The 16030-nt window shown below is 43.3% G+C and carries 14 protein-coding genes and 1 pseudogene; 10 read left to right on the top strand and 5 right to left on the bottom strand.

The window, feature by feature from the left end; translation table 11 throughout:
- Positions 1–98: 98 nt before the first annotated feature.
- Positions 99–725 carry a histidine phosphatase family protein gene (locus tag QVE09_RS18850; RefSeq protein WP_315938003.1) on the bottom strand — a complete coding sequence of 209 codons (627 nt, stop codon included), beginning with the start codon at positions 723–725 and terminating at the stop codon, positions 99–101.
- A 181-nt stretch (positions 726–906) separates the two neighbouring features.
- Between QVE09_RS18850 and QVE09_RS18845 the strand changes: the two genes are divergently transcribed.
- Positions 907–1920 (top strand): AraC family transcriptional regulator, encoded by a 1014-nt coding sequence (locus tag QVE09_RS18845; RefSeq protein WP_315938002.1) that lies wholly within the window; start codon positions 907–909, stop codon positions 1918–1920.
- Between the two features lie 189 nt (positions 1921–2109).
- Positions 2110–3615: an alpha-glucosidase/alpha-galactosidase gene (gene melA, locus QVE09_RS18840; RefSeq protein WP_315938001.1), complete on the top strand. Its 1506-nt coding sequence runs from the start codon at positions 2110–2112 to the stop codon at positions 3613–3615.
- 107 nt (positions 3616–3722) lie between these two features.
- Here the strand turns inward: melA and QVE09_RS18835 are convergent, their stop codons facing one another.
- On the bottom strand, positions 3723–4271 hold the full coding sequence (locus tag QVE09_RS18835; protein ID WP_315938000.1) for a hypothetical protein: 549 nt from the start codon (positions 4269–4271) through the stop codon (positions 3723–3725).
- 154 nt (positions 4272–4425) lie between these two features.
- On the opposite strand from QVE09_RS18835, the gene QVE09_RS18830 reads away from it, so the two are divergent.
- The 7 genes from QVE09_RS18830 to QVE09_RS18800 all read left to right on the top strand — a co-directional run bounded on the left by QVE09_RS18830 (position 4426) and on the right by QVE09_RS18800 (position 9206).
- Entirely contained in the window at positions 4426–4785 is a 360-nt protein-coding gene (locus tag QVE09_RS18830) for a PadR family transcriptional regulator (RefSeq protein ID WP_315937999.1), read from the top strand.
- Positions 4782–5477, top strand: a complete 696-nt coding sequence (locus QVE09_RS18825; RefSeq protein ID WP_315937998.1) for a permease prefix domain 1-containing protein — start codon at positions 4782–4784, stop codon at positions 5475–5477. Before QVE09_RS18830 ends, QVE09_RS18825 begins: the two co-directional genes overlap by 4 nt.
- On the top strand, positions 5474–6031 hold the full coding sequence (locus QVE09_RS18820) for a DUF4825 domain-containing protein (protein WP_315937997.1): 558 nt from the start codon (positions 5474–5476) through the stop codon (positions 6029–6031). The genes QVE09_RS18825 and QVE09_RS18820 overlap by 4 nt, the downstream gene beginning before the upstream one ends.
- A gap of 132 nt (positions 6032–6163) precedes the next feature.
- Positions 6164–6934 (top strand): amino acid ABC transporter substrate-binding protein, encoded by a 771-nt coding sequence (locus tag QVE09_RS18815; RefSeq protein WP_036672520.1) that lies wholly within the window; start codon positions 6164–6166, stop codon positions 6932–6934.
- 112 nt (positions 6935–7046) lie between these two features.
- A complete protein-coding gene (locus tag QVE09_RS18810; RefSeq protein ID WP_315937996.1) occupies positions 7047–7706 on the top strand; it encodes an amino acid ABC transporter permease in 660 nt (219 codons plus the stop codon).
- A gap of 33 nt (positions 7707–7739) precedes the next feature.
- Positions 7740–8495 carry an amino acid ABC transporter ATP-binding protein gene (locus tag QVE09_RS18805; RefSeq protein WP_315937995.1) on the top strand — a complete coding sequence of 252 codons (756 nt, stop codon included), beginning with the start codon at positions 7740–7742 and terminating at the stop codon, positions 8493–8495.
- Between the two features lie 372 nt (positions 8496–8867).
- The gene (locus QVE09_RS18800; protein ID WP_315937994.1) at positions 8868–9206 is read left to right on the top strand and encodes a DUF4190 domain-containing protein; all 339 of its coding nucleotides are present in this window, start codon (positions 8868–8870) and stop codon (positions 9204–9206) included.
- A 128-nt stretch (positions 9207–9334) separates the two neighbouring features.
- Here QVE09_RS18800 and QVE09_RS18795 read toward each other — a convergent pair whose 3' ends face one another.
- The 3 genes and pseudogenes from QVE09_RS18795 to QVE09_RS31630 all read right to left on the bottom strand — a co-directional run.
- A complete protein-coding gene (locus QVE09_RS18795) occupies positions 9335–9985 on the bottom strand; it encodes a YhgE/Pip family protein (protein WP_315937993.1) in 651 nt (216 codons plus the stop codon).
- Positions 9986–10608: 623 nt separating this feature from the next.
- Positions 10609–11565 (bottom strand): DUF6973 domain-containing protein, encoded by a 957-nt coding sequence (locus tag QVE09_RS18790; RefSeq protein ID WP_315937992.1) that lies wholly within the window; start codon positions 11563–11565, stop codon positions 10609–10611.
- Positions 11566–11884: 319 nt separating this feature from the next.
- Positions 11885–12058, bottom strand: a pseudogene (locus QVE09_RS31630) (IS110 family RNA-guided transposase); the annotation flags it as partial.
- Positions 12059–12349: 291 nt separating this feature from the next.
- Between QVE09_RS31630 and QVE09_RS18785 the strand changes: the two are divergent.
- Positions 12350–13680, top strand: a protein-coding gene (locus QVE09_RS18785) for an IS3 family transposase (RefSeq protein WP_397387061.1) whose coding sequence is annotated in 2 segments (ribosomal slippage) — positions 12350–12734 and positions 12734–13680 — 1332 coding nt in all. Because the reading frame shifts where the segments join, the coding sequence is not laid out codon by codon here.
- Positions 13681–16030: the final 2350 nt, after the last annotated feature.

Here is a 16030-nt window from a genome sequence, read left to right as displayed (position 1 = left end):
CTGGAATCCCAATGTGTCTCGACACATGGAGGTTTCAGAGCTTTTTTACATTGGGATCTGCGGATAAAGCTTGGCGTTTCCCGGCCATCCATGTTACATCATTTTTTTACATCGTTGGAGTCTAGATGCTCGGTAGAAGCGAACGCTTTAATGGTGTAGTTTCCTTGATCATGAATCAATGTGGTGATGGAGCACTCGGGGATCAATTGGTTCTGCATAGCTATAAAATCGGAATGCCAGACGTTAAGCTCGCCCTCGGTAAAGGTTTGCACCAGAAAATCAGTAATGAGTCCGCCATGTGCAACCACAATAATGTTACTGTTCTCTGGCTCTTCATTAGCTAATTCGGTTAGGAGGGAGGCCAGCCGTTCACCAGCCTGTTTGGCCGAGTCACCCACGGGTGGAATGTAATCTGGGTCAGACGTACATCGATCCCACATCGCAATGAATTCTTCGAATGACTGATCCGGGCAATCGCCCCAATTGGCACGTTCGCGCAGGCGAGGATCTTCGGTTATATGGGAATGGGTGTGGCGGGCAATCATGCTCGCGGTTTCTCGGGCTCTTCGAAGTGGACTGGTCAGGATTTTAGTAACGTGGAAGGTGGCTTTGGCAAAATGAAGTGCTGTGGCTTCGGCTTGTAAAACCCCTTCGGCAGTGAGGGAGACATCACCGATTTGTCGTTCTTTAAGACCGTGTCTCACCAGATGAAAGGTGGTACTCATGAGTGGAAACCTCCTTAATTATAGACAGTTCACATAAAGGATTAGATAATATACTAATTATATATTTATCTAATTAAATAATGCAATGATGGTTTTAATGAAGACAGTTTATATTCAACCTATAGAATTGCTACAATGGAGAAAAGTGAGGATCGATCGTTGTAGGAATGGAGGTATGGATATGAGCATCACGAATCCCTGGACAGGAAGCCTATACCAGGAGGCATTGCGAACAGAGGACTGCGGGCCGCGTTTCTACGCGTACTATTACAAGCAGTGGGACAACTATCGTATGGCTTATCACCATCATGATTCCACAGAGATCATGTATATTATTTCGGGAATGTGCCGGGTGGACGTGCAGATGCCGGATGGGAGTTCGGAGCAGGCCGTTTTGAAAAAAGGGCAGTTCATTATGCTCGATGCAGGTGTCCCGCACCGTTTGCTGGTGGAAGATGGCGTGCCTTGCCGGATGCTCAATGTGGAGTTTGGATTCTCAGGCTCACCTTCTGGACAGCTATCCATCCGTCAGCTCGCGCTGGAAGAGGAAGAAGTCCATACTCTACTCACTAATGCTTCGCCATATCTGGTTCTGCCTGACCCAGAAGAGGTGTATCACATTATGAAAAGTCTGGTGCTGGAACTCGATCAGCGCGGTCTGCTGGAGCAAGGAAGATCAGCTGTGCCGATGAAGATCATTCCACCAGAGGAAAGGTCGCATCACCGCGAAGCCCGGAATCTCTCGTCTCCGGAACAGGGCATGCTGGTGCGTACATTGTTCATCCAATTGCTGGTCCGTGTTGCACGTCTGCGCGGAGAAATGAGCCGGAATGCGACAGATCAGGCGGAGCTGTATGTCAAACGAACCATTGAATTCATGCATCACAATATGGATCGAAATATTCAGATGAAGGATATCGCGTCAGCCGTCAATCTGCATCCAGGCTATTTACATCGCATTTTTCGTCAGCACACGCAGCGGACACCTACCGACTACCTGACGATGCTTCGCATGGAGAAGGCCAAGATGCTGCTTCAGCAGACCAATATCCCGATTTCAGAGATATCCGAATATGTCGGGGTAGGCAGTCGTCAGTATTTTCATATGTTGTTCAAAAAATATACAGGCTGTACGCCAGTTGAATTTCGCTCCTCTATGGAACGACATGTCAGTCAGTATCCGTCGGATGAATGAGCCGATTGCAGTTATTTTCGAATGCATATCGATTAGTGGATCTGGCGCGTAAAAGTTAGGATTTTTGACAACAAGATCTTGAACAGGTCATGATTTTGATAACGCTTCCCCATTTGCCGTTGGTACAATGATTTCATGAAGAGAGTCATTAACCGAAGCGAAAGATTCGGATTAGGGGAGGACATAGGCATGTCGTTTAAAGTGGCGTTTATCGGGGCAGGAAGTATCGGATTCACACGGGGATTGCTAAGGGATTTGCTCACGGTACCAGAGTTTAACAACATTGAAATTGCGTTCTGCGATATTAACCAGCACAATCTGGACATGGTGACTGAGCTGTGTCAGCGGGATATTCGTGAGAATGGATTGAATATTCAGATTCAGCCGACAACAGATCGTAAAGAAGCATTGAAAGATGCGAAGTATGTACTGTGCACGATTCGTGTTGGGGGACTGGAAGCATTTGCAACCGATGTGGACATTCCACTGAAATATGGGGTAGATCAATGTGTCGGCGATACGCTGTGTGCGGGTGGCATTATGTATGGACAACGCGGAATCGCTGAGATGCTGGATATCTGTAAAGATATTCGTGAACATAGCGCACCTGACGTGCTGCTCTTGAACTATTCCAATCCGATGGCGATGCTGACTTGGGCATGCAACAAGTACGGCGGTGTGCGGACGATCGGACTGTGTCATGGCGTACAGCATGGTCATCATCAGATTGCGGAAGCTTTTGGCTTGAAAAAGAGTGAAGTGGATATTGTCTGTGCCGGCATCAACCATCAGACCTGGTATATCCAGGCATCTCATGAAGGTAAAGACCTTACAGGAGATCTGCTCGAAGCCTTCGAGAAACATCCCGAGTACAGCCGCACTGAGAAAGTGCGGATCGATATGCTGCGCCGCTTCGGGTATTACAGCACGGAATCGAATGGTCATCTGAGTGAATATGTGCCCTGGTACCGCAAACGTCCGGAAGAGATCAACGACTGGATCGACCTGGGCAACTGGATTAACGGAGAGACGGGTGGATATTTGCGGGTATGTACCGAGGGGCGCAACTGGTTTGAGACTGATTTTCCTAACTGGATGAAGGATGAACCGATGCAATTCATTCCGGAAAAACGGGGCGAGGAGCACGGTTCGTACATTATTGAAGGGCTGGAGACGGGACGTGTCTATCGTGGACATTTCAATACCGTTAATAATGGAGTGATTTCCAACCTGCCGAATGATGCAATCATAGAAGCACCGGGATATGTGGATCGCAACGGGATCTCCATGCCGCATGTAGGGGATCTACCACTTGGTCCGGCGGCGGTATGTAATGTGAGTATTTCCGTGCAACGGCTCGCGGTTGAAGCCGCGGTGAACGGAGATGACAAGTTACTTCGTCAGGCGTTCATGATGGACCCGCTCGTGGGTGCCGTGTGTAATCCAAAAGAAATCTGGCAGATGGTCGACGAGATGCTGGTTGCGCAGGCCCAGTGGTTGCCGCAGTACGAAGATGCGATTGCAGCGGCAGAAGCGAGACTTGCTGCTGGTGACCTGATTCCAACGAAGGAATATGAGGGAGCTGCTCGTCTCAAAGTGAAAACGGTGGAAGAAATGAAACAAGATCGCGATGCCGCGAACAAAAATGCGGGAGAATCCGATAAAGGGAAAGATCGCGAGAAAGTGCAGCAATAGTGTTGAGTGTTACCGTTGATTAGATATAGAGATCATAGAAACATCAGAAAATAGGAAAAGGCCAGATTCTCCAGACGGAGAGTTGGCCTTTTTCTACATGGAGCGCATCAATTTGTTTCCTTGATCTGTACACTAAAAGCAAATGAGGTACTCCCAAGACTGACTTGTTGATCTTCTTTTGAAGACCAATTTATAAATGCGCCGTAATAATAAATTCCCGCTTCTTGGGGAAGGTGAAATGTACCATCCTGTGAAGAAATCTCGCGAGTCTGGTCACCGACGTATTCATACATCATTACGTTGTCGGGGGGAATTGGAATATCCATCTCAATGGTCACTTTTTCTCCTGCAAGAACCGGAGTTGGCGTTGTTCCTTCCAACATGGTGATCCCACCGACATAATCAGCACATTTACTGCCCCAGCAATAGCTGCTTTGAACAGCAGGAACGGAGATGACACTTGCAGTCTGGATAATCGGAGTAGGCAGATCCTTTGGCAAAGTGGGGTCTGGTTCCACTTCTTTTTGGTGATTTGCTGGGGCAGAGGAGGGTTCGTTGGTACTGTTAATTGGAGTAGTGTTACAGCCGGCCAACAGGAGAACTGTTGTAAGACACATAAGTGAGATGAAGTTCTGTATTCTAGTTAGCGATTTCATTCTATTGCCTCCCTAATATCTTCCAGACGGAGATAAGGGGGGAAAGGTTGCTTTGCTAGTTAAGGGTGTACTACACGATACATATTACCTTTACAGACATAGTAATATGTTTTATAGTATACGCAGGATGGAAGAAAGTCGGTGAAACTCGCAGATGGATGTGCAAGTGATTAACAGTGATCTGATACGGGGTAATATTGACCCCATCATTCTGAGTGTACTTATACCCGCAGATAACTATGGCTACAGCATTATTAAGGAAATCTATCGCAAGAGTGGAGAGCAGTTTGAATTGAAGGAACCCACGCTTTATTCCAGTTTGAAGAGGCTGGAGAAGAGTGGATATGTGGAGTCCTACTGGGGGGAAGAGACACAGGGAGGACGACGCAAATATTACCGAATTACAGTGCAAGGCCTCGAAGCCTATAGGGAGCAGGTTCAAGCTTGGCAGGCAGCCAAGGCACTGATTGATTGTATGATTGTCACTGGAGAAAAAGGAGATGAAGACCTATGAGATTGGATGCTCGCATCACCCGTCATGTGAATCGTCTGTTCGCTCACGCACCAGATACATTGGACAATCGAGAATTAAAAGAAGAGATTCACAGCAATCTCGCTGCGCGGATTGACGATTATATCTCGCAGGGAATGAGTGAAGAGAAGGCGTTCCAGACCGCCATCCAGCACATCGCTGGTATGGATGAAGTGATGAGTGACCATCGAAGGGTACAACGTGTTCCTTACTGGACAGCGTTGTTGCAGTCTGCTCTAATTTATAGCCTCATAGCCTGGATCATTACCATTCCAATGAGAGTGCTGATGCAAGGCTCCGCCATAAACAACCTGCTTATGATTGTGAGTCTCATTGTTGGTGGAACGTATGTGTTGTATATGTTGACCAACAGGACGAATGATCCTGCAACTTCTGTTAAAACCACGGTTATTCGAATCCCTGCATTAGTGCAGTGGAATCGCAGAATATGGTGGTTGTGGGCGGCATTAATACTCGTACTATGGGGGAAGCAGGCAGCGTTGCGATTCGGAAGCAACATCTGGTTTAATCGACCCATTCAGGTGGATGGACCCTACCAGTTTGCTGTGATCGTCATTGCCTTTGCCATCCCATTACTGAGTGTTATTATTCCTTTGGTTGTGCATCGGGCGTATCGGATCGTTAGCAAGTATGAAGTGAGTGATGTGTTATGAGAATTAGAAACATATGGATTATAACACTTGTTGTGTTGGGCATCATTGGCTTAGTGATTGTTGAAGGCTTCGTTAATCCGAAGATCGAGGCGAAACAGGCTCAGTACGAGGAAGAACAGCAGAATCCGCTGACACATGATTTTATCGCTTTAGCCAAATATCGCACTCCCTACATGGGTGATCATTCAAACCTTAGTCATCTGAATCAGGCTTTACCTTTATGTGAAAGATTGAATGGTTACCAACTGTACCCGGAGACGTTCACGGTCCAAGTGAATTATAGCTTGGATACGCGTGAGATGGATGCAGAGGAACTTGAGCGGATACTCGTATATAATGCGGTTGCGAACTTTGTTATGATCGATAATCTGGAGCAGATCGTCTACCAGTTTGAGAATACCAGCCATACCTTACGTCGTGAATCTGCCCAACAATGGACAGGTACGGAATTAAAGGAGCTTCAGAACCCGGAGCTATGGAATTCGACTGTACGCGAGAAGCTGGTAGAACCGGCACAAGTGAAAGAGGTTTTTTCACAGATTGTTGACAATTAAGCTGCATGAAATAGAAGGAAATAGGCAAGAGACTCGACTCTTCTCCCATGCTATGTTATTATAAATCTCTGATAACGTGGTAACGAACTAAAGCGTTTGGGTTTTGGTTATAGACATGGAGGGGTTCAAGAGATGAGAAAAAAAGCGATTCTACTATTATTCATTAGCATATGTGTATTGATTGTGGCTGGTTGTTCCAGTTCCGCAAGCAAAGACGATAACACGATTGTTGTAGGAATTGATGACAAGTTTGCTCCAATGGGTTTCCGGGACGAGCAAAATGAAATTGTTGGTTTTGATATTGATTACGCAAGAGCTGCAGCGGAGAAAATGGGTAAAGAAATCACATTCCAGCCGATCGACTGGTCTTCCAAAGAGTCAGAGCTGAACAGTGGCCGGATCGATATGATCTGGAACGGGTACACCATTACGGATGAGCGCAAAGAGAAAGTGCTCTTCACGAAGCCGTATCTGGAAAACAGTCAAGTAGCCATTACCTTGGCAGACTCACCAATTACGAAGCTGGATGAACTCGATGGCAAAAATGTGGGATTGCAGGCACTGTCCTCCGCGGCAGATGCACTGGCAGCCAGTCCTCTGAAGGATAAAGTGAAAGCTTCCGAATTCAAGGATAACGTGCTTGCACTGACGGATCTGAAGACAAAACGTCTGGATGCGGTCATCATTGATGAAGTGGTAGCGAGATACTACATGTCCAAAGAAGAGGGAACATTCAAACTGCTGGATGAATCTCTTGCACCGGAACAATACGGCATTGGTATCAAAAAAGGCAATGAAGAGCTTCTGAATCAACTGCAAAAAGCGCTGGATGAGCTGAATGCAGATGGAACAGCAGCTAAAATTTCCACCCAATGGTTGGGTGAAGATAAGGTTCTGAAATAGGCAGGTTACACACCTGATATATAGTTAGAAACAAAACGGACCCCGTATTCCATGCTGGAGCGATTTATGCTTCGGAGGAATGCGGGGTTAACAGATTAGAGGAGACAAAATAATGAGTTGGGATTATCTATCGACCATTTTAAAACCGATGTTAGAGGGTGCGCAGACCACTATTTTCATGTTCTTGCTGGCGATCGTGTTATCTGTGCCGCTTGGATTTGCAGTCACGCTCGCGATGAGAAGCCAGATTAAACTGCTGGCGTGGATTGCCCATACCTACGTCTACGTAATGCGAGGAACACCACTGCTGCTCCAAATTCTATTCTTCTGCTTCGGGTTACCGTTGCTTCCGGTAATTGGGGAATACTTGGTGTTTGATCGTTTTGTTGCGGCAGGGATTGCGTTCATCCTGAACTATGCGGCTTACTTTGCGGAAATCTTCAGGGGCGGACTGCTTTCCATTGATAAGGGGCAACATGAAGCGGCGAAAGTTCTGGGATTAACGAAGTGGCAGACAATGACCAAAGTCATCATCCCTCAGATGATTCGTGTAGTATTGCCCGCAACGGCCAATGAGTCCATTACGCTCATCAAGGATACGGCACTGCTCTATGCCGTTGCTGTACCAGAGCTGTTGTATTATGCACAAGCGGCGGTAAATCGCGACTTGCAGCTGATCCCTTTCTTCGTGGCAGCGGTTATGTATCTGCTCATGACACTCGTACTCACAGTGTTGTTCAAGCTACTTGAGAAGCGGTTTTCATTTGAATAAATTAAATCTGATCAATCAAAGGACTGTCTGCATATGACACATATAATAGAAGTAAATCAGTTGAGAAAATCATTCGGTACACTTGATGTGCTGAAGCAGGTATCTTTCAACGTGGAACCAGGAGAAGTAATTGCCGTGATTGGACCTTCCGGTTCGGGGAAAAGTACGATGCTGCGCAGCCTGATTCATCTGGAGGATATTTCGGGCGGAACGATTCGCATTCAGGATCAGACGTTGGTTGATAATGGCCGTTACGCGGGTGCCGCAGATATTCGCAAGATGACGGATCGTATGGGTATGGTATTCCAGCATTTCAACTTGTTCCCGCATCTGACCGTACAGGATAATCTGGAACTTGCACCGAAGACTTTGAAAAAAGAAAGCTCAAATGTCATTCGATATCGTAGTCTGGAATTACTCGGCAAAGTAGGGCTGTCGGACAAGGCCGATGTATATCCAGCCAATCTGTCCGGTGGACAGAAACAGCGTGTAGCTATTGCCCGCGCACTCATGATGCAACCAGACATTCTCCTGTTCGATGAGCCGACGTCGGCACTTGATCCGGAGCTGACCGGGGAAGTGTTACGCGTAATCAAACAACTGGCACAGGAAAATATGACGATGTTGATTGTTACGCATGAGATGGGCTTCGCCCGTGACGTTGCGGATCGTGTATTCTTCATGGATAACGGGGAAATTGCAGAGGCAGGTCCACCAGAACAGATCTTCGGCAATCCGAGGCTCGCACGTACCCGGACATTTTTACAGCGGGTGGAAGTAGAAGGATAAAAGGCATTCCAAATCTAAGAAATGTTGAAAGAACGCAATCCTATGAGTAATGAGGGATTGCGTTCTTTTTTGCTTTTTAAAATATTGTCTTGTATCCACAGGTATATGTTCCAGATAATCAATACAAAGGTCAACAAGATATAGGTTGCTACATTCCAATGTTTTCGAATTCTAAATGTCGTGGGATCATCACACGGATAAACGGTTCTTAAATTCATATCCTTGAAGTACAATCTATAAGCGTATGGATGTGTCCAGAGATGATGGGAATAAAATAAATCTAATATCGATTCGCAGTTAACATAATATGGATATCGTTTTTCCTATTAATCAATTATAATGAACATACTTAATAAACAGGGAGGATTTACCTTGAAACATCGTGAAAATGATGTGGATCGTTATTATAACGACACACTTCCACCACCTTATGTAGTACCAAAAACCAATAGTAAGTCTATAGCGGCGCTAGTTTTGGGAATTTTGTCAGTTATGGTTCCATACTTGGGATTCTTGATTGGAATTGTTGCTATCATATTTGCATCGATTTCTCTGAAAGAAATTAAACTTCGCATGGAACAGGGAAAAGGTTTAGCGATTGCCGGTCTGGTTTGTGGAATTATTGGTACGGCGATATATGCTATTATCATTTTGATTCTACTAGTTGCAAGCGTCTTTTACTTTAATACTGACATGTCTTCTACATACTAGAAATATAAAGTTAGCAAACTTAGATTGTATATCAAACTAAAAAAGCAAAGGCGTACCTTAGCTCACACCTCCTGTTGACCAGAAGAGGGTGGGGCTTAGGTACATGCCTTTGCTTTTTATTTTACTTTTTACATATGAAGTACGACCTCACCGCTAACATCCTCAACCTCACGAGTCCGATGCATCAGGAAATACGTTAAGGTTCCTCCAAGACCAATCACGGCGAATATGCACAGAATGCCGATCTGATCCCAAGCCACGCCGAACTGCCCACTTGAGATGACAGCTTTATAACCCGTTACCGAATAGGTCATAGGCAGCCAAGGGTTGAATACTTTCAGCCAATTGGGAATCAGTTCGAGCGGGAAGGTGCCTGCGCTGGTGGTGAGCTGGAAGATCAGCATCAGAATCGCAAGGAAGCGTCCCGGATTCTCCAGCCAAGTCACCAGTGCCTGAATGATGTACATGAAGCTTAGACTGGTAACAAAGCTGAACAAGAGGAACAATGGAACGCTCTGAACATTCAGACCCAAACCGTACAAGACCAGCCATGAAGCAAGCAGGGATTGTACAGCACTCATGAGTGTGAAAGCCAGCGTTTTACTCACAAAACGATTCCAGCCACTTGCCTCACTAACCGTGCTGCCTCGTGTTGGCACTACCAATGTGGCAATCAATGCCCCGACAAACAGCCCGAGTGACAGGAAGTATGGCGAGAACCCTGTACCGTTGGGCACTTCGTTATATTTATGCTCTTCCACCTGAACGGGCAACGTCATTTGGTGGAATGCTATTTCAAAAAAAGTGAAAAAATATCGTGATCTGGCAAGTCGCTACGTTATATTAGCGTGTACGTCCATGGCTTTTTTTGGCTCCAGTATTCATTGTGCCGTGGCTTTTATGAATTTTGGGACACTCCCTAGTAGATTGAAACTTTTTAGTGAATATTATGTATATATTTGAAAGGGTGAGTGTATGCAAATAAAGGGAAGTTTTATGGACTGTTGTATTGAATATTATCATTGTTGTTGGACTTGTTATTGCTATTAAATCTACAGTGCAAAGTAATGTTTAATGTTTTTGAATTCCTAAAGCAGTTCAGAAGCTTTAATGTAACAATAGATAATCATTCAGATTATGATCTTACATCAGTAGAAAATGGTTCAAAAGAGTATATCTGGAGAAGGTGGGGATTATTTGAAATATAGTGATTCATGAGGAAAAATATCAAACGAGATGATTTGTTCGTATACAGAAACGCTATCTGGCTACTCCAATGTCAGTATTACTAATGACAATGTAAAGATAGATGAAAAGTGTAACTAGAGTTAAGCAAATAAGAAGAACTGCCGACACATTAAAGTGTATCGGCAGTTCTTTTTTTTGAATCTAAAAAACGAAATCACTGCCAATAACTATATGCAGTATTTCTTACGGATGAATTGACTTGAGATAGATAACCAATCAGAGCATTGTTAGTAAAGAATGCAGCATAAAAAGCATCTGCTACGTTGTTATGTGAATAATTCACTGCGTACTTTCTTCCCTGGGAGTTATTATAGATATCCATCACACTATCATTTTTAAATACAGAATTGAACGTACTGAGGCTTCCCTGAGTTGATGATTTAAGAGCTAAAGCCCTGCCTGCACCCCATGCTATTTTTTGAGCATAATTTAATGAAGTTAGAGCATTTGCTTCGTCAGCAGCCGCTAGTGCAAGTTCGTGGTAGTCACCAAATACTCGTGCGTCGTTTGCGTTGATACTTCTTGTATTTAACCAATTCCAAGCAAAATGTCTATAAGCATCAGCAGGATTGTCCCAAGTTGTTGTTCCCCATCCATTTAATTGGGCATATTTGACGCCAATCTCTCTAGCAGTGTTAGCATTGGTGATGGAAGAAGCTATATCGGATGTTGAAAGCGATGGAAATCCAACATAAATCGTAGCTTCAATTGCTTTTGAAAGTTCGGATTCGAAATACATAGGAGATATTTGTGAATTCTTCTTCCCATTAACAGCGTTGCTAATTTCGTTATAATAAGCTGTTGCTGCTGTAGAGATTTCAACGAATTTTTCTTGTTCTGAAAAAGACAATTCTTCATAGGATTTACCCTCAATGGATTCATAAAAAGCAGGGGCTTCATCGAGAATAGAAGCTTTTGAAATGTTCAGCTCCACCGATTGAGTTTGGAAATTGTTTTGAGGACTAACCTCAACTGCTTGACGAACCTTATGTAATGCATCAGTACCTGAGTTTAAATTAGTATTTGAATTAGCGAAAGATACAGAAGGTATAAGGAGCATCAATGATATTGCAGACACAGTAACAACTTTTAAAAGTTTCTTAGTATACATTTTTTTGTTATCCTCCTTAGAATCGTTTATAGTCCTTTAAAATCAATTGAAAATATTGATCTAAAATACTTTTATCCTCCTTTAAAGTAATTATATACCATACCAAGTGGATTGGAAACAATTAATTTAGATTTAACTTGATGGATTGTAATATGGAGTGTGACATCTGCTGGAAATAAATAAAAAACCAAGAGCTAATATTTGTCAAGCTTTGGCTCTTGGTTTTTAGACAATTTATTGGTATACTTTTTTGAGAGCAACAAATACTCATTGTACTATGAAGATCATTTCGATAAATATGGTTTTACAGGCTATAGGGCTAGTTTTTACTAAGGTTGGCGAATACGTGATGAAGTAGCTTGTTGGCGTAAGCAATCACGACCACCTTGTAAGGCTTGCCTCTTTTCTTTTTCTGTCATAATCCCGCGTATACCACACAGCACGGCTAGATATAAAGCACGATGTAGCCCCTTGGAGCACGTTTAGTGATTCGGAGTTTTCAAACTTGTCGTACGTCTCCAATTTCAGCGACAGAGCTGCAGCAGGCTTATTTCCTTATGGCGGGTATACTCTTCACGAGTTCCACTCCGGGAGATGTGATGCTACCTTTTCCATCTGCTCTTCCAGCCGGGTTTGCTCTGCCATCTGAAGCAATAAGAGGACCAAGCCAAACAAGGCCACAGTTTGAGTAAAATGTACCCTATAAGATGGACACTTTGAAAAAAGTCCAACTTATAGGGTGTTTTGTTTATAATGAAAAAAAAGAGGCTGGAGCGAAAATATTATGACGAAAAGATTACTGACGAAGAAAGAACAAGAACTGCTAAAACGGAATCCAAATGTAATCGCTGTTAGCGAAAAGGCGATTACGTACACAGATGAATTTAAGCGCCATTTCATTGCACAAAATGAACAGGGGAAACTGCCACGAGACATTTTTGAAGAAGCGGGCTTAGATGTTGAATGTATTGGTTTGGAGCGTGTTCGTTCTTCCGGAAAACGTTGGCGTGCTTCGTATCGTGAAGCGGGTGTAGAAGGCTTACAGGATACACGTAAAACAAATTCAGGTCGCCCATCGGAACGTGAATTAACATTAGAACAAAAGATTGAACGATTAGAAGCAAAAAATCAATTGTTACGAGCGGAAAATGAACTGCTAAAAAAGCTCGATCTACTCGAAAGGCAGATGTTGAAAAAGAAATAAAAGTGGCACCAGAGCTGAAGTTTGAACTCATTTATCGGACGATCAGAACGTATAAAATGAAACGGTTAATCAGCTATCTATGCGATGTTATGGAAGTATCACGTTCTGGATACTACAATTACTTCTCTGAAAAATCAGTGCAGAAGCGTGTAGCTAAGGCCAAAACAGATGAGATTGTAAAGGAAATTATTTTAAAGGCGTATCATTTTCGTGGACGAAAAAAAGGAGCACGCCAAATCAAAATGACGTTAGAAAATCAGTACAAAGTGACGTACAACTTGAAGCGGATTCGCCGGATCATGAAGAAATTTGAGATCATCTGTTCCATTCAAAAGGCTAATCCAGCCCGTAGAATGGCAAAAGCAACGAAAGAACATCGCACATGTCCAAACGAATTACACCGCAATTTTAAGCCAGGCGAGGCGGGAACGGTGTTATTAACCGATATCACATATTTAACGTACAAAGGCAATAAACGTGCGTATTTATCGACGATTAAAGACGCACAGACGAATGAAATTTTAGCGTATGAAGTTTCTTCTTCGTTAAGTATAGGAATTGTGCTAAACACGCTTCGTAAATTACAGAAGCATCGCCATTTAACCAAAGATGCCTTAATCCATTCTGATCAAGGCTTTCACTATACGAGCCCCCAATTTCAATCCGTAGTGAAGAACATGGGATTAAGACAATCCATGTCACGCCTGGGAAACTGTTGGGATAATGCTCCCCAAGAATCGTTCTTTGGGCATTTTAAGGATGAAACGAATATCAAAGAATGCGAAACATTAGAAGAAGTAAAACGAGAAATTAAGAGTTATATGACGTACTACAATCATTATCGAGGGCAATGGAATTTGAAAAAGCTGCCGCCTGTAAAATACAGACAGCAGCTTCAACAAGTTGCCTAGTTTTTTTCAAAATGTCCTTTACAAAGGGTACACTTTAGAGAACTGCTTCGCCTGTCTTCTTATCAAGAAGACAACACGTCCTGAAGTCGATCTGCTTTTTCTTGTACCTATTGCTTGAGCGAAATTTTCCTGCTCCACCACTCTGAATCACTTGTTGAGGGTCTTCGACGTTCCCCTCCAGACAGTGCGTCAGTCCTCAAGAGACGTTACAGAAACAGATCCCCAAAGACCTTCTCGAATGCCGCGGAAACACCTGATCAATTATGGCTCTCGTATTTAACCTTGCCTGCATGGACAATCCCGTCACAAATTCATTATTTGTCACATGTAACGTGAATGCTTTGTTCCATACCCGATGTGGTTTTAGATCTCCTAGATAATGCATCTCTGCTAAATACCACGCATCTGTGGCTTTTGTTTTAAAATTGCGCAATTGAGTTCCTTTGGTTCTTTGGATATACGATGAAGTTGCTTCCAACTGATTCGTTCCACATACGCTACCAGCGCTGGATGGTAGGGCCTAAATCGCTTCGAACTGCGACTGAGCGTAGCCAATCATTTTTTGAAGTTCCGCAAGGAGCTCCCTCAGGTCTACAAAACCGTTCTCCTCGTGCGAGATGGTTTTCACCTTTCCATAAAGTTCATTTCGTCTCGTAAAAGCCCGAATGACACTAAAGCCTTTTGCCACATCCACACCCACTACTGGTTCTATAACAACCTCCTGCTCATTACATTATTCTCCGGCATTCCTACGATCGTTCCTTCGCTTGTGATGCAAGTCATTGCCTCTACCAGCTCAAACATGTTCATTGGAGGTAGTAGGAGAACAGTTTTTATTACGGGGGCATTTCGCTCCTAAAAGAGCCTGGTCCTACCTGCTACCGCCATTGTAAACTGACCACTATAATAGGCCTGTGTTTAGTAACTTGATGAGCGCATAGCATTGGGTGAATAGTGGAATGCTCTTTTAAACGTCCCGCATCTAAAAGGGATAAGGGTGAAGGATTACATTTTAGAGAGTTCTTGAGATTTATCTAGGAACGCTAAGGAAATAAAAGCGTAATTCGGATGGAGAAAACCTTAGGTAAACGGAAGGGAACTATCAATACTCGAGGCTAGCGATCCTAACTTACGTTTAATTGACTTGAGTTAGAATTAGATTTGTGAAATATGAATGTAATTTGCATAACATCTAACCAAACATCCCTAACCTTCAGTTAGCACGATTTAAGTAAATGCAATGAATTGTTTGATAGCGGAAATATTCAGACTTTTTAGAGAAATTATGCTATGCAGAGGGAAAAGAAAAAGAATCCAGCCTTGCATATTCCTCATATGTTGGGGATAATCCACTCTTGAGAAAGAAGGCGGCGAAAGCCTTAATTGAACCTTGTGAAGCGTAGGATATGCTTTGTTTCAATCGAGTGTTAACGTGACATAGAGTTTTGGTAGTACAAAAGAGACCAGCTGGGATCATCCTCTCGAATCTGCTGCATCCCATTGCGTTCCAGATATTCGAGAATCGTTGTCTCTACTTTCTGCAGACCTTCCTTCGCCTATGGCATGCCGAAACTCGTTCATATCCTGAAACAGTTTGATTAACAGCTCATGCTCTTCCCTATACTTTAGCAAAGAGCCCTTACTAAGGTGTACATTGTCCAGAAACGAATTCTCATCCTTCACCGTTTGCTCGGTAATCTGTTTCATATCGGTAATGATCGAGTGGAGAATCTCGTCGAACAGTTCTTCCTTGTTGTCTGAAATTATAAAAGATGTATCTGGATAGACCGTATTACTTATTTAGTGGAATCCGAACGTGTTTGTAGTAGATAAAATTGTTAAGATACGTGTTTTTTCGCTGTCGAACTCCCTATGGAGTGCGTGGATTGAAATATAATGTTTGGGTTCAGATATGGTTTATCTTTATTGTCGCACTCCGTATGGAGTGTGTGAAATCGGAAGTAGTCAAAAGGACGGCCGGGGCCGCCTAGGTCGTACTCGGTGTGGGTGCATAGCTTAAAATAAGCTACTTATATGAATGAAAATATACTTTAGAGCCACTAGCTGTAGGGAGTACAAAGGGATAAAACTTTAATGTCTTATCTCAAAATTTGCACTAGATGAAGGGCGAGTAATATCCGGGCATAAATATATGCTCCTTATCTCTCACAAGCCGATAGACTCCTATTATTTATGAGATGGTAGAGCCAAGCAAAAGAAAAAAGAAATCGAAATTATAGATGTAAAATATTTAATTTTCATAAACAAGAGGTAGGAAGGAGGAACATATATTAAATGTAATGGAATAGGAAAATATAGTGAATATACACGAGCGAGGCACGAAATTATA

This window comes from Paenibacillus sp. ClWae2A (assembly GCF_032452295.1).
In the GTDB taxonomy this organism is placed as follows: Bacteria; Bacillota; Bacilli; order Paenibacillales; family Paenibacillaceae; genus Paenibacillus.
This window is presented reverse-complemented; position numbering and strand designations above follow the sequence as displayed.